This window comes from Bartonella sp. OC68QHHN (assembly GCF_042193875.1).
Taxonomy (GTDB): domain Bacteria; phylum Pseudomonadota; class Alphaproteobacteria; order Rhizobiales; family Rhizobiaceae; genus Bartonella; species Bartonella grahamii_A.
The window spans coordinates 24,822-40,417 of sequence record NZ_JBHIME010000075.1; the positions used below are offsets into that span (position 1 = coordinate 24,822).

A 15,596-nucleotide genomic window follows, 5' to 3' on the forward strand; every position below is an offset into this window, starting at 1 on the left:
TAAAATGATGAATCTTATTACACAAACAACAGATCTTGTAATTGCACTTACGGCTCTACGTACCTCTGATTTTGTAACAGTAGATACTGAGTTTATCCGCGAAACAACTTTTTGGCCTCAACTGTGTTTAATCCAGCTCGCATCACCAGATGTCACAGTTTTGATTGATCCCATAGCACCAGATATTGATTTACAACCTTTTTTTGACCTTATGATCGATAAAAAAGTTGTAAAAGTTTTTCATGCTGCGCGCCAAGATATTGAAACAATTTATCATCTTGGAGGTGTTATCCCTTCCCCTCTCTTTGATACGCAAATAGCAGGATCAATTTGTGGATTTGGTGATTCTATCTCCTACGATCAAATTGTACAACGCTGCACGGGGCATCATCTTGATAAATCCTCCCGCTTTACAGACTGGAGTTGCCGACCTTTGTCTGAAAAACAACTGCTCTATGCACTTGCCGATGTAACCTATCTAAGAGATGTTTACCTGTTATTGAAAAAAAGGTTAGAAAAAAATCAACGTGCTCACTGGATGGATGATGAAATAACAATCCTTTTAAATCCTAAAACCTATGATATGCCAGAAGATGAAGCATGGAAAAAAGTGAAAGGTCAAATTAAAAAGCCACGTGAACTTGCTATATTACAAAAGATAGCAGCTTGGCGTGAACGTGAAGCACGAAGATACAATATGCCACGTCGTCATATCATAAAAGATGAATGTCTTATAGAAATAGCAACCCAACAACCAAAAGATGAATCTGCATTAAAACGATTGCGCAGTCTTAATAAGAATTGGGATAAACTCTCAATTGCTCAATCATTAATTAAAGCTGTCCACGAAGGCTTAGAGGTGGATCTTTCTACTTTACCCCCCATTCCTAAACATAATCCACTCAATGATACGACTGCCGCTGTTATCGATTTGCTCAAAGTGTTATTAAAAATTGTTGCAAATGAAAACAGCATTGCCCCTAAAATTATTGCAACATCTAATGATTTAGAAAAAATTGCTAATGGAGGAATAAAGAAAAATATTCCCGCTATGAATGGCTGGCGCTATGAAATATTTGGTCAAAAAGCCGAACAACTGCTAAAGGGCCAGATAGGGTTTTACTTTAACAATGGAAAAATAAGTACAAAACAGCTTTAATTTACATTTTCATTTTTAAAAATCCATTACGCTACTTATTATTTATATCAATTGGTATACCTATAAGCCAACGCAAATAGGATAAATAAAGCCTACTTCTGACAAAGTTAAAAACTTAAATAGTAAACTCTTATTAAAAATGACAGCTAAATCTTTATCCGGTCAATCAAATAGCAATCTTATTAAAAAAAATCTAAAAAAACAGACAGCTCCTCATTTAAAAGTTTTAAAAAGAAAAAGTTCTTATAATAAAAGCGCATTCATTACAAAAATAGCAGCCTAGCAATAGGAACAAACAAAGATATAATGCCTCACGTCACTATATCGTATTAAAAAACTACCGAGATTCCAATCTAACAATCAAAAACGAACCAGCATAACAACTAAAATACCTAAAAAAGGCAAGATACTGATTTATAAAAATAATTCTTTGTTTTGCGTGTTGAATGAGAGTCCCGAATAACATAAGATTCTCTCATTTCAAATTTGTTTATCTTGAATCAACCAAAACCATTCTCTTACACACCACAAACGGGGCTGGCTTGTGGGTCAAACTCTATAAGAAAGGAATAAAAATGGTTCTTATGAATCGTCTTAATGCAAGGTCTGTCGCAACATTGGGAGCTAGAAAATATAATGATGGTGCCCGGCTTGCTTCTCCACAAACGTAAAGATAGTGGTGCTCAATGGCTTTATCATTATACCATTCATGATCGGAGTCGCGAAATGGGCTTGGATGCCTTAAAAAACATCTCTTAAAAAAAGCACGTAAATGTGCAAATCAATGGCGTTCTGTTTTACATGATGGGCATGACCCCATTAAAGAACGCGATAAACAAAAGCGTGAATCAATGCGTAATCTTCATTATTAAAAAAACATTGCTTTAGATGCTTTTGAAAATCGTAAAGCTGAATTAAAAAGAGATAGTAAAGCTTGTGATTGATTTTTACCATTACGCCTTTATATTCTCCCCAAATTAGGTTGTCTGCCTGTTTCAGAGATTACGCAAACAGAAATACGCAATACCCTCGCTCCCATTTGGCATACAAAAGCTGCAACAGCAAAGAAAGCACTTGAACCGTCTTACTCTTTGTCTTAAACATGCTTCTGCCTTAGATTTAAATGTTGATTTACAAGCAACAGAAAAAGCACACGCTCTTTTAGGAAAACAACGTCATAAAACCCTCAATAGACCGACTATGGATTGGAGAAACGTGCCGGGTTTTTATAAAACACTTTGCCAAACAACAACTATAACATAATCGGCTTTACGTTTTCTTATTCTCACAAGGGTTCGTACCAATCCCTTGTGTCACATTCGTGAAGATCAGATTGATGGTGATACATAGACCATCTTTGCTGAAAAGATGAAAGGAAAGCGTAATGATACAACAGAATTTCGCGTGCCCTTATCAACAGAGACATTAGAAATTTTAAAATAAGCGCGCTTGCTTTCTCGCAATGATTTCTTCTTTTCTGCAACCGGTCGTAATCCCTTAGTGAGAACGGTATGTCGAGTATATGAGAAAAAATAAACTTGATACCTGTCCCTATGGGGTTCGCTCTAGTTTACACAATTGGCTCACTGAAACAACCGATGCCCCCTTTGAGGTCGCTGAAATCATTCTAAGTCATACAATAGGAAAACGAGTAGAGCGTGCCTATCGTCGGACAGACTATCTAGAACAGCGCCGTGTCTATATAGATAAATGGGCAGCTTATGTCACCGGTCAAAGTTAACAGATGGGATACATAACCCCATTATTTATGGATAACTTTCTCTCTCTTTTCTCTCATATCGTCTCAATAAGAATTATAAATAATCACATCAGAAATTATATGATAAAATATTGTTTTTTATAGATTAAATAATTTTCAAAGGATTCAAAAATATGGTTAATAAATGCTTATGATTTGTTTCTATTTTTATAGTGAAAGGGTTTTATAATAACAGAAAATGATATTCTTTTGACAGACCGCGAAAGTGCAAAACTGCTTCATATGAGTGTTTCAACATTCCGGCGTCATGTAACCAATAGATCTCTCCCAAAACCTTTAAAATTTGTTTTTTTATCGCGTTGATTACAATCGGATCTTATCAATGTCATCGAGCAAGCAAAACAGCAACGTCAAAGTGACGCCACATAAAAAGAAAACCTTGTCACGTAAGGATAGACAAGTCTTTTCATTTTCACACGAAGCTTATGAAGTGCAAAATCCCTCCTATAACGCAAGTAACAGGATAAAAAATTATGTTTTCTTTTACGAGTGCTCAGGGCATTACAAAAACTTTGCATGGGATCTAGCATGGGCGTTATGGAACAGCCCGTTGTTCAGCTCATGATGATAGGTTGCCTAGTTTATCCCTTGTCAATGGCACCATTAATAAGACATAAAACCTGAATAAATTAGGAAAAAAATCAAAAAATTTCAAACGCGAGAGGTTGTTTTATTATTTTTGATAACTTCTTTAATCCTCCAAGAGGGCGTTCCCCTAATAACCCAGCGTAATTCTTTGGGATCTGCAAGATAATATGATCTGCTTTTTTATGCCACAATAAATGAGGTAAAATACCTGCAACAGAAGCACTAAAAAGATGAGCAATACGCATAGTTTCGCCAAGAATACGTGCCTTTTCAATTATATTTTGAGTTGCTAATTGAAAAATGGGAAGAGATTCTTTATCAACCAATAAACTCGTATTGCGAAAAAAAACAGCAAGCGCCGCATAAAGGCGCCCTTCATGAGAAATTCCTGGATAAGATCCTAAAGCTATTTGATTTGCTGCTTCATTGCCTCGATAATCTGGATGTATACGCCAACCAATATCCGCAAGAAGACAAGCGGCTTGACGATACCGGCATTCATTTTCAGTTTCTGAAATTCCAAAAACTTCAAAAGCATTCGTCGTAAAATCAATGAGTTCTTCTGCTTGTTTTGGTGAACGTGCTCGTAAAATAGCCATTTCTGTGCATGCTGCAATGAGAGGATCTGAAAGTCGAATCGCCTGCGGCAATCGTGAATAAAGAAAACCTTCACGAACACCAGCACCAGAAAAAATTATCTTTTCAAACTCCATACACTGAATGAGTTCAATAAGAACTATTGCCCCATAAGATAAAAGTTTTTGACGATTCTGAGAAACCGCTGCAATCCCTCTCATATTATCAATATTACCACGTGCTACAAGACATAAAAAGTTTTTCATTTCAACCGCTTCAACTTCATAGCCATGCATAACAGGGAGCCGATAGTTTTTCATTGCCATATGGAGTTTTGCCAAATTACGCCATGTCCCTCCTACTGCATAAAAATAACGTGCTATGCCTTTACGAGTACGAACAACAGACAATTTATAAAGTTGCTCATGTACAATTTTTGTAGCTACAGCACTATCATTATTTGACATATACTGTAGCCTTAAACCACCCAATGGGAGAGTTATCCCTTCACCAACATCAGAATGATCAATATCAATCAGCTCAAGACTTCCACCACCAAGATCCCCAGAAATACCTTTTGGTTGATAAAAAGTAGAAACAACACCATATGCTGAATACATAGCTTCTTCACTTCCTGAAAGAAGATATATTTTATTTTGCAAAATATCTTCAGCATGCTGAATAAATGCTACGCCATTCTTTGCATCTCGGGCTGCTGCTGTTGCTAAAGTATAGACCTCATCTGCCCCAATCTGTCGACAAAGCGTACGAAACCGTTTCAGTGTTTGCAATGCCATTTTCATCGATTTTTCTTCTAAAAATCCCGTTTTTGCCACACCATGACCGAGACCACAAAGAATCTTTTCATTAAACAAAACTGTTGGTGACCGAACAAGCCCCTCATAAATAACCAACCGAACAGAATTTGAGCCAATGTCAATAACAGCAACAGGCTTACGCCCTTTTAACCGACCTTGAGCATCTCTATATGTCATTGGATTTTAGTCTTTATGTATTTCGGCTTGTTGCCGATGCAACGCAACCAAGTGCGAAACAGAAGATTCAAAAGACTCTTTTCTCCCCGCAAAACTTGTATTGGCCATAAAATACTCCTGCGCATTAAACAGACTTTCATCTTCTTGCGGTGTGATACGTTTTGATGTTCCATCCTTAAGTATATCAAAGCTTTGTTGATTATCAATGATATTAGCCAACATAATCTGTAAAAGAATTTTTTGACGCACTATTTTATTAAAAACTGGAACCAATATTTCAATACGATAGTCTAGATTACGAGGCATCATATCAGCAGAGCCTAAGTAAACAAGTGCATTTTCATTAGGCAAATCTTGACCATTCCCAAAACAAAAAATGCGACTATGTTCAAGAAAACGCCCAACAATTGATTTTACACGAATATTATCCGAAATTCCTAGAATACGAGGACGTAAACAACATATCCCCCGCACAACCAAATCAATTTGCACCCCTGCTTGACTGGCACGATATAAAGCATCAATAATTTCAGGATCAACCAATGCATTAACTTTCATCCAAATAGCAGCAAACCTTCCCTGTTGTGCATGAACAATTTCTCCTTCAATATGCTGAAGAATACGACCACGCAATGTTAAGGGTGAAAAAGCAATCTTCATTGTTTCATTTGGACGCTCATATTGCGCAATATAATTGAACAATAACGCAACATCATGAGCGATCTCATCATCCGTGGAAAAAAAAGAAAGATCCGTATAAGTTTTAGCGTTAATGGGATGATAATTTCCTGTTCCAAGATGAACATAAGAGCAAAGACGTTTTCCCTCACGTCTCACAACCAACGACATCTTAGCATGAGTTTTTAATGCAATAAAACCAAAAATAACTTGAACCCCAGCACATTCAAGATCCCGTGCCCAACGAATATTTGCTTCCTCATCAAAACGTGCTTTAAGTTCTACCAAAGCAGTCACAGACTTTCCCTGTTCAGCAGCTTCAATCAAAGCACCAACAATTGGACTATCATTTGATGTACGATAAAGTGTTTGTTTGATTTCCACAACATCAGGATCGTAAGCAGCTTGACGTAAAAATTGGACAACAACATCAAATGTCTCATAGGGGTGATGAATCACAATATCATTTGCACGAATAGCTGCAAAACAATCCCCTTTATGTTCACGAATACATTCTGGAATACGAGAAATATAAGGAATAAATTTGAGATCATCACGGGGGATAGAAACAATTTCTGATACCATATTAAGCGCTAAAAATCCATCAAGAACATTAATACAATTATCAGGAACAGCAAGACTATTCGCTATAAATTGGCGTAAACTCTCTGGCATTTTTGCGTCAAATTCAACTCGAATAACCTGCCCACGGCGACGCCTTTTGAGAGCAGTCTCAAAAAAATGAACTAGATCCTCAGCTTCTTCTTCTACTTCAATATCACTATCTCGGATTACTCTAAATGTACCAATTCCTTTAATCTCATAGTTAGGAAATACATGTTTAATAAAAAGGCAAATAACATCTTCAGATGCAATAAAACGAAAATGATTTCCCTCTTGAGGAAGAAGAATAAAACGCCTCAAAAGCATTGAAATAGACAACAACACTGCGCGTGAATTCTGATCAGTTTCTCCAGACAATTGAAGCGCAATAGAAAGCCCTAAATTAGGAATAAATGGAAAAGAATGAGTAGAATCAACAGGCAAAGGTTTTAAAACAGGAAAAATTGTCTCAAGAAAATATTTTTCAAGCCATGATTTTTCAATTTCTGAAATATCATCAGAACAAATAATTTCAATATCATTCTTTTTTAATTCATCACGTAAAACATTCAATTCTCGTAGTTGGTGAGCCTGCAGCTTTGAAATCTCAGCTAATACAATATCAAGTTGTTCCTGTGGAGTGTGCCCATCTGCACTGCACGCTGTAACGCGAGCACGAATTTGAGCTGCTAGTCCTGCAACACGAACCATAAAAAACTCATCAAGATTTGCAGCTGAAATAGAAAGAAATTGTAGACGTTCTAATAAAGGATGTTTCGAATTAGCCGCTTCCATCAAAACACGATTATTAAATTGTAGCCATGAAAACTCTCGATTAATAAACCGTACCGGATTTTTCATTGTTATATTCGATATAGAAATTTTATCTACCACCCTCTGTTCCATATATCCTAAATAATTTTCTTTTATATTTTCTAAAATCCTTGACGAAATATCTCACATAACATTTTATAATATGTTATTATCATAATAATATATCAATGCCTAACTTTCCTCATCATGTTTCCATTTAATATTTAAAAATACTTAAAACTATTTCTATGCGCAAAGCGCTAACAACATGACAATTATTCTAATATAGCATAAAAGAGGGGAAATTTGTCTTAAAAAGTAGCTTGCATTATTATAAGCTTTATTACAAACTCACGCCCATAAAACAGAAGAGCCTAATTATAGCTGATGAGACAATTTATACTGGAGTTTGTATGCCATGGCTGATCACAACATTCCCCATTTCCAAAATGACCTTGGATATAAAACAATCGAAATTGGTGTAAAAGAATTTATGTGTGTAGGCGCTACACAACCATTCGATCATCCTCATATCTTTATCGACATGGGAGCAGCAGATGAGAAAATTTGCCCTTACTGCTCAACCCTTTATCGTTATGTTCCCTCGCTATCATACGATCAAACAAACCCAACAGGATGTTTATATCATCCAGAAAAGCTATTATAATCGCGTTTTTGGGCTTTCTTAATAACCACTCTTTTAATTCTGCTTGTTTAATATGAAATTATTTGTGAACCAATCTCCCATCATTGTTGGAGGAGGAATTGCTGGTTTAAGCACCGCTTTAGCACTCGCTCATAAAGGAATTGCGAGCACCGTTATCGAAAAGTGTAAGCAACTTGAAACAATAGGCGCTGGTATTCAACTGACACCAAATGCAACATCTATTCTTGCTCACTGGGAACTTCTTAACAAACTCACCGAAGTCGCGACAATCCCACATTTTCTTGAGTTAAAAGATGGATTATCTTTAAAAATACATCTACGGGCTGATCTTATCAATCTAACAGAAAAATATTGGAAAGCCCCTTATATGACGATTCACCGCGCAGCTTTACAAAAAATTTTATATAATGCAGTAATTGAAAATCCTTTGATCAAATACAAAGCAGGCGAAACGATTGTATCTTTTACCCAATCTGCAACCAACATTAAAATAACGACAATAAAAACAAATACAACAACAGAACAGCTTCATTCAACGCCCCTCCTGATTGGATGTGATGGAATTTGGTCAACATTACGGCAACAATCTCCTTTTCATGAAAGAGCAAATTTTAGTGGCTTTATTGCTTGGCGTGCAACAACAACATTTGATAATCTTCCTCAAAACTTTCGTTCTTCGTTGCAAAATATGAAGACAATTACGGCTTGGATGGGACCAAAAAATCATCTTGTTGTCTATCCCATTCAATCGTCAGAAAAAATTTTTAATTTTGTCGCCATTACGCACGGAGAAAATTCAAAAGAAGGATGGGACCATAAAGGAGATAAAAAAAAACTCAAGTCTCTTTTTAAAGATTGGAATTCAAAAATCTTACAAATCTTTGATCATATCGATGAATGGAGCTATTGGCCACTCTTTCAAATGAAACAAAATCGTTTTATCGGCTTAGAGAAACAAGTATTTGTTGGCGATTGTGCACATGCAGCCTTACCTTTTGCAGCGCAAGGTGCCGCTATGGCAATCGAAGATGCTGCCACATTAGCAAAAGCACTTTCATTGAAGGATTTTTCATTAACGAAAGCACTTTCGCTTTACGAAACAACACGCACCCCCCGTATTGCAGCAGTAAAAAAACGCGGAGATTTCAACAGATTAGCCTATCACGCAACCGGTCCCATAGCAATTGCACGCAATCTCATGATGAAAATTCGTACACCAGAGAGCATTGTTTCAGATCTCAATTGGCTTTACATGTATGATGCGATGAATTCCATAAAAAATAATGATAAAAAAATTCTTCCAGTATTTTGAATATTACAAAAGAAAGGGATTTTTTGACTCTATGGCACTAAAAACCGATCATAATTTACTCAAATAAAAGCAATATTTTTCGAAACCTACAATCCGATTTTAAAAGCTCAACTTTTAGCTCTCCTAAAAGCAAAGACTCCACTCAAAATCAGCTCCTATCTTTAATCTTTCTTTAACTCAATTCTACATCAACAACACCCTGAATTAACTTCATAACATTTGCGACATGTGAATTTACCTTATATCGCTTAGGAAGCGCAATTTCGACTTCTCGCAATCCATCCTCTTGAATTAAAATAAGCCCAACCTCTCCATTCCCCCCAAGATTTAAATTTTGTTCAATTTGTGGAAGCATATCAACTGTTTTTATAAAAAGACGCATCATTTTATGCTGTTGTAATGATTCCTTTTCCAAAGACTGAATTGTTTCAATTCGCAAACTAACTCCTTCAGAACGATTTTCTGCACTCACCGTAATAATAAAAGATTTTCCGGGTTCTAGCATCTCTTCATAATCCGAGAGTGCCTCAGAAAAGAGAACTGCTTCATATTGTCCACTTGTATCAGAAAAATGAATAATTCCCATTTTTTTACCAGATTTTGTTTTGCGTACGTTTTTTGCCACAACAGTTCCAGCAAGCCGTGCAGCCGTTGCTCCCCCTTTAACGGCATTGGCAAAATTATCCCAAGTCTGAATGCGTTTTTTGTTGAGAATAGCTTGATACTCCTCCAATGGATGCGCAGAAAAGTAAAAACCTATGGCTTGAAATTCTCGATAAAGTTTCTCAGCCGGCAACCAAGGAGTTGCTTGCGATAAAATCAATGGTTCTTTTAATCCGCCTGCCATTCCAAATATATCAAACTGCCCACTAGAATTGTCATCGAGAATACGAAGTGCACGCGCATGAAGGATTTCAAGATTGGCTAATAAAACCTCACGTGCAATATTAAAACAATCAAAAGCACCAGCACAAACTAAACTTTCCATCGCACGCTTATTAACAATACGAGGATCAACACGCGCACAAAAATCTTCCAGATCCTTAAAAATCTTATTCCCACGACAAGAAACAATATGATCCACAACAGTTTCTCCCACACCTTTAATGGCAGCAAGAGAATAATAAATACAGTTATCACCAACCTCAAAAACACGATGAGATGTTTGTATAGAAGGTGCAATAACTTCAATACCCAGCCTTAATGCTTCACGCCGAAAATCATTGAGCTTATCTGTATTCGTCATATCATAGGTCATTGAAGCAGCTAAAAACTCAACGGGATAGTTTGCTTTCATATAAGCTGTTTGGTAAGAAACAATTGCATAAGCAGCAGCGTGCGATTTATTAAAACCATAATCGGCAAATTTTGCTAAAAGATCAAAGATAATATCAGCTTGATCTTTATCCACACCACCTGCAACAGCTCCATTGACAAAACGCGTACGCTGTTTTTGCATTTCAGCATGAATTTTTTTCCCCATAGCACGACGTAATAAATCGGCTTCTCCAAGCGAATAGCCAGCAAGCACCTGAGCAATCTGCATCACCTGTTCTTGATAGACAATAACACCTTGTGTTTCTTTGATCAGATGATCTATTTTAGGATGAATAGAAGCAATTTCCTCTTCCCCATGTTTGCGTGCATTATAGGTTGGAATATTCTCCATTGGACCTGGACGATAAAGTGCGACCAGCGCAATAATATCTTCAATACGGTCTGGCTTCATTCCAATCAACGCCTTGCGCATACCAGAACTTTCCACCTGAAACACGCCAACCGTTTCACCACGTGCCATCATAGAGTAGGTTGCTTCATCATTTAGAGGGATATTTGATAAATCTATTTTAATCCCCTTTCTGGCAACAAAATCGACTGCCATTTTCAAAACAGTAAGCGTTTTTAATCCAAGAAAATCAAACTTTACCAGCCCCGCCTGTTCAACATATTTCATGTTAAATTGTGTAACAGGCATATCAGAACGAGGATCACGATACATCGGGACAAGCTCCCAAAGCGGACGATCTCCGATAACAATCCCAGCAGCATGAGTCGAAGCATGACGATAAAGTCCCTCCAACTGAAGTGCTATATCTAATGCGCGTCCAACAACGGGATCTTTTTTCTTTTCCTCTTCAAATTTTGGTTCATCCTTAATAGCATCAGCCAATTCTACCTGACTTCCTGGCGTGGCAGGAATTAATTTTGTAAGATAATCCACCTGACGATAAGGAACTTCTAAAACACGCCCCACATCACGCAAAACTGCCCGTGCCTGTAACTTACCAAAGGTAATAATTTGAGCAACTTGATCACGTCCATATTTTTTTTGAACATATTGAATAACTTCTTCGCGCCGCTCTTGACAAAAATCGATATCAAAATCTGGCATCGAAACACGATCTGGGTTGAGAAAACGTTCAAAGAGAAGAGAAAACCGCAATGGATCAACATCAGTAATCGTCAATGCATAAGCAACAAGTGAACCAGCACCAGAACCCCGTCCTGGTCCAACGGGAATATCATGAACCTTTGCCCATTTTATGAAATCTGAAACGATAAGAAAATATCCAGAAAATTGCATACGCGTAATAACTGAAATTTCATAATCAAGACGCTGCTCATAATCTGCAATCGTATACCCTTCAGCCAATCCAATTGTTTCAAGCCGCATCTTCAAACCAGCTTTAGCCTGATTTAACAACTCACTATCTTCTATTTCCAAAGTAGTTTCTGAATTAGCAGATTGTTCTATAAAACGAGGTAATATCGGTTTCCGAAGAGGCGTAGCAATATGACAACGCAATGCAATTTCAACACTATTTTCTAAAGCTTCTGGAAGATCAGAAAACAGTGTAACCATTTCATCTTGTGACTTCAAATAATGATCTGGCGTCACACGTTTGCGATCTGGATTAGAGACTATTTGTCCTTCTGAAACAGCCATTAGCGCATCATGCGCTTCATACCCTTCTCTCTTCAGAAAAAAGGCTTCATTTGTTGCAACAAGAGGAATTTCATGTGCATAAGCCAATTCAATAAGATCAGCTTCTACTCTCCGATCATAAAAGCCATGCCGTTGTAATTCCACATAAAGACGATCAGCAAAATATTTTTTCAAATAAATTAAGCGCTCAACAGCATGTTCTTTTTTTTCTTCTGCCAAAGAAAGATTAATAGGTCCTCCCTTGCCTCCCGTTAAAACAATTATTCCTTCACTGTGTGCCGACAACCAATTAGCTTTAATATGAGGAGGATCAGTATCACATTTATCAAGATAAGCACGGCTAACAAGACGAACCAAATGAGCATAACCGGTTTCGCTAGCAGCCAACAGAACAATAGAGCAAAAATCAGAAGGATTACGCCATTTAGCCAAACGTGAATGATCATTTTCATCACAAAAATCAACAGTAAGCTGACAACCAATGATAGGTTGGATCCCATGAAAAAGACAATGCTGTGAAAATTCTAAAGCACCAAATAAATTATTGGTATCGGTAATAGCAACCGCTGGTGCATGATCTGAAATCGCCTGTTGAATAATTTGGGGGATTTTTAAAGCTCCTTCGAGCAAAGAATAAGCTGAATGCACTCTCAAATGAATAAAGCGAGGAAGAGAATTTTTGTTCTCTTGCATTTTATTTTTATTTTTTACCACTCTCACAATTCCCCACTACAAAATAAATGCCAAACAGCGCCCCTTATAAAAGAAAAAAACTTCTGTTTATCATAACTTTAAAGCTATAAATTCATCATCCTACATAGAAGCAATATCCCAATTTTATTAATATTTATAAGAGAGTTCTATCAAGAAAATGCTTCTATTCACAGCAAATAAACACCTAAAATAAAAAGAAAAACAATATACCTCATCTAAGCACTTTAATTTTTGCACTTTTTATTGTATTTATCTTTAAATATTAATTTATCTTCCTAAAATTCAATGTGTAAATAAAGTAACCTCCTCTTTATGACTTTATCCCCAAAAAGCTCTTCTAAAGGTCTAGAAAAAACAAAAAGAGCAGGTTAAATTTGCTCATGCCTCCAAGTCTTCTTACCCCTCTTTTTAATTCTATTCGAACTCTTTCTGGTATTACACCTAAAGCCTATGGTTTACTAACCAAACTCTTAAATGTTAATCCTACACAACGCGAAGCAACCCTTATTGATCTTCTTCAATTAATGCCCCATTCCGTCATAGACCGCAGAATGCGTCCCAGCATTGCTTGTATAAAAGAAGGAGACACTGTTACGCTCGAAATTATTATCGATCAACATCAACCACCGCCCCGTGGTCATAACAAAATCCCCTATCGTGTTATTGCCCATGATCAAACAGGAAAAGTAAATTTAGTCTTTTTTCACGCTCAGCCTCTTTGGCTAAAAAAACAACTCCCTGAAGGGAAAAGAGTCACTGTATCAGGAAAAGTTGAATGGTTTAATGGGCAATTTTCAATAGCGCATCCCGACTATATTGCTCCAAGCGAACAATCAAACCAGATTCCTCTCATCGAACCTGTCTATCCCTCTACTGCAGGACTAGCTGCAAAAACACTAAGACGCGCCATACAAAACGCTCTTGATTTTATTCCTCTCCTCCCAGAATGGATAGATGAAAATGTGAAAAAGCAGCAAAATTTTTCTTCTTTTTCTGTTGCTTTACGCCGTATCCATGCGCCCATTAATCCCGACGATCTATCCTTAGAAAGTACAGCACGCAAACGTCTTGCCTATGATGAATTGCTCGCTTGTCAATTGGCACTAGGACTCGTGCGTTTGAAAACCAAATCTCTTGTTGGCACTTCTCGACCTTCAACAGGAATGTATACTAAAAAATTGCTTAATGTCCTCCCCTTTCAACTCACAACCGGACAAAAAAAAGCAGTAGAAGATATCGCAAATGATCTTGCTTCACCAGAACCGATGCTAAGACTGCTTCAAGGTGATGTAGGCGCAGGAAAAACTGTTATTGCATTGATGGCAATGGCACAAATTGCTGAAAATTCAGGACAATCAGCTTTAATGGCACCAACCGAAGTGCTTGCTCGGCAACATTTTGCCACCATTGCTCCTCTTGCCGAAAAGGTCGGATTACAAACAACTCTTTTAACAGGACGAGAAAAAGGGAAATTGCGGACAAATATCTTGAATGATATTCTATCAGGTCAAGTTTCTATTGTCATCGGAACCCATGCTCTCATACAAAACAGCATTACTTATAACAATCTTGCCTTAACCATTATAGATGAACAACATCGTTTTGGTGTCCATCAACGTATCGCTCTTACAGAAAAAGGCAATAAACCTGATATGCTGGTTATGACCGCCACGCCCATTCCGCGCACGCTTGTCTTAACAGCTTTTGGTGATATGGATGTATCTAAAATTACAGAAAAACCAATGGGACGACAACCCATTACAACAGCAATGCTTTCTTTGAAACGTCTTCATGAGCTTATAGAGCGAATCGCAATTGCATTAGAAAAAGGAGAAAAGCTCTATTGGATTTGTCCTTTAGTGGAGGAATCGACAGCTCTTGATCTCACTTCAATTGAAAACCGCTTTGCATTTCTCCATGAACGCTTTGGAGCACACGTTGGTATGATCCATGGAAAAATGTCTACAGCAGAAAAAGAAGCCGCTATAGCATCTTTTAAATGTGGAAATACACGTATTTTAGTTGCAACCACCGTCATTGAAGTGGGAGTAGATATTCCAGATGCTTCGATCATTATCATCGAACACGCAGAACATTTTGGCCTTTCACAATTGCACCAATTACGTGGACGTGTAGGACGAGGCGATAAAAAATCTTCCTGCATTTTGCTCTATAAAGATCCACTGACTAAAACAGCAGCAACACGCCTTAATATTATCCGCAATACAGAAGATGGTTTTGAAATCGCTGAAGAAGATTGGCGCCTGCGAGGCGAAGGAGAGCTTTTAGGTACAAAACAATCTGGAGTCCCTGAATTTCATATAGCAAACCTTGCAGTTCATAGCGATCTTTTGTCAATGGCAAGAAAAGATGCTCGTTTATTTTTACAACGCGATCCTCATCTTTCTTCTCAGCAAGGACAAGCTTTACGGTTGCTGCTTTACCTTTTCGGACACGATGATGCTACACGCCTCTTGCGAGCAGGATAACAAAGACCCTCTAATAAAAAATTAAAATACCTCTCTGTTCAAATACGGTTTTCTATCTTAGAATAACCCATAAATGATCTACGCAATCCCTTACCATCTTTATGCTTCATGAAGGAGTAACAAACCAACAACAGCTTCTTTTCTTCTAATCTGAATTATTCTTGCATTAAAACATTAGAAGCGATATTGCGTCTTTTTTTACCATTATATTCACATAGCTGATCCATTTTTTGACAGGTAAGAAAATATTTTTTATTTTATCGTAAAGAATTTAG

At 37.2% G+C, this 15,596-nt stretch carries 7 protein-coding genes and 2 pseudogenes; 6 read left to right on the plus strand and 3 right to left on the minus strand.

The window, feature by feature from the left end; translation table 11 throughout:
- Nucleotides 1-4: 4 nt before the first annotated feature.
- The 3 genes and pseudogenes from rnd to ACFIJ0_RS07845 all read left to right on the plus strand — a co-directional run bounded on the left by rnd (nt 5) and on the right by ACFIJ0_RS07845 (nt 3,308).
- Nucleotides 5-1,159, plus strand: coding sequence for a ribonuclease D (gene rnd / locus ACFIJ0_RS07835; protein ID WP_375623961.1), 1,155 nt, complete (start codon nt 5-7; stop codon nt 1,157-1,159).
- A 575-nt stretch (nt 1,160-1,734) separates the two neighbouring features.
- A pseudogene (locus tag ACFIJ0_RS07840) lies at nt 1,735-2,900 on the plus strand (tyrosine-type recombinase/integrase).
- 207 nt (nt 2,901-3,107) lie between these two features.
- A pseudogene (locus ACFIJ0_RS07845) lies at nt 3,108-3,308 on the plus strand (helix-turn-helix transcriptional regulator).
- Nucleotides 3,309-3,580: 272 nt separating this feature from the next.
- Here the strand turns inward: ACFIJ0_RS07845 and ppx are convergent.
- Both ppx and ACFIJ0_RS07855 read right to left on the minus strand, forming a co-directional pair.
- A complete protein-coding gene (gene ppx / locus ACFIJ0_RS07850) occupies nt 3,581-5,098 on the minus strand; it encodes an exopolyphosphatase (RefSeq protein ID WP_375623963.1) in 1,518 nt (505 codons plus the stop codon).
- A gap of 6 nt (nt 5,099-5,104) precedes the next feature.
- Entirely contained in the window at nt 5,105-7,285 is a 2,181-nt protein-coding gene (locus ACFIJ0_RS07855; RefSeq protein WP_375644299.1) for an RNA degradosome polyphosphate kinase, read from the minus strand.
- A 325-nt stretch (nt 7,286-7,610) separates the two neighbouring features.
- On the opposite strand from ACFIJ0_RS07855, the gene ACFIJ0_RS07860 reads away from it, so the two are divergent.
- Together ACFIJ0_RS07860 and ACFIJ0_RS07865 are read left to right on the plus strand one after the other, a co-directional pair.
- Nucleotides 7,611-7,859 (plus strand): zinc-finger domain-containing protein, encoded by a 249-nt coding sequence (locus ACFIJ0_RS07860; RefSeq protein WP_375623967.1) that lies wholly within the window; start codon nt 7,611-7,613, stop codon nt 7,857-7,859.
- Between the two features lie 52 nt (nt 7,860-7,911).
- On the plus strand, nt 7,912-9,171 hold the full coding sequence (locus tag ACFIJ0_RS07865; protein ID WP_375623969.1) for an FAD-binding protein: 1,260 nt from the start codon (nt 7,912-7,914) through the stop codon (nt 9,169-9,171).
- A 172-nt stretch (nt 9,172-9,343) separates the two neighbouring features.
- On the opposite strand, the gene dnaE is transcribed toward ACFIJ0_RS07865, so the two are convergent.
- Nucleotides 9,344-12,811 (minus strand): DNA polymerase III subunit alpha, encoded by a 3,468-nt coding sequence (gene dnaE / locus ACFIJ0_RS07870; RefSeq protein ID WP_375624104.1) that lies wholly within the window; start codon nt 12,809-12,811, stop codon nt 9,344-9,346.
- Nucleotides 12,812-13,212: 401 nt separating this feature from the next.
- Between dnaE and recG the strand changes: the two genes are divergently transcribed.
- Nucleotides 13,213-15,321 carry an ATP-dependent DNA helicase RecG gene (gene recG / locus ACFIJ0_RS07875; protein ID WP_375623971.1) on the plus strand — a complete coding sequence of 703 codons (2,109 nt, stop codon included), beginning with the start codon at nt 13,213-13,215 and terminating at the stop codon, nt 15,319-15,321.
- The last annotated feature ends 275 nt before the right edge of the window (nt 15,322-15,596 follow it).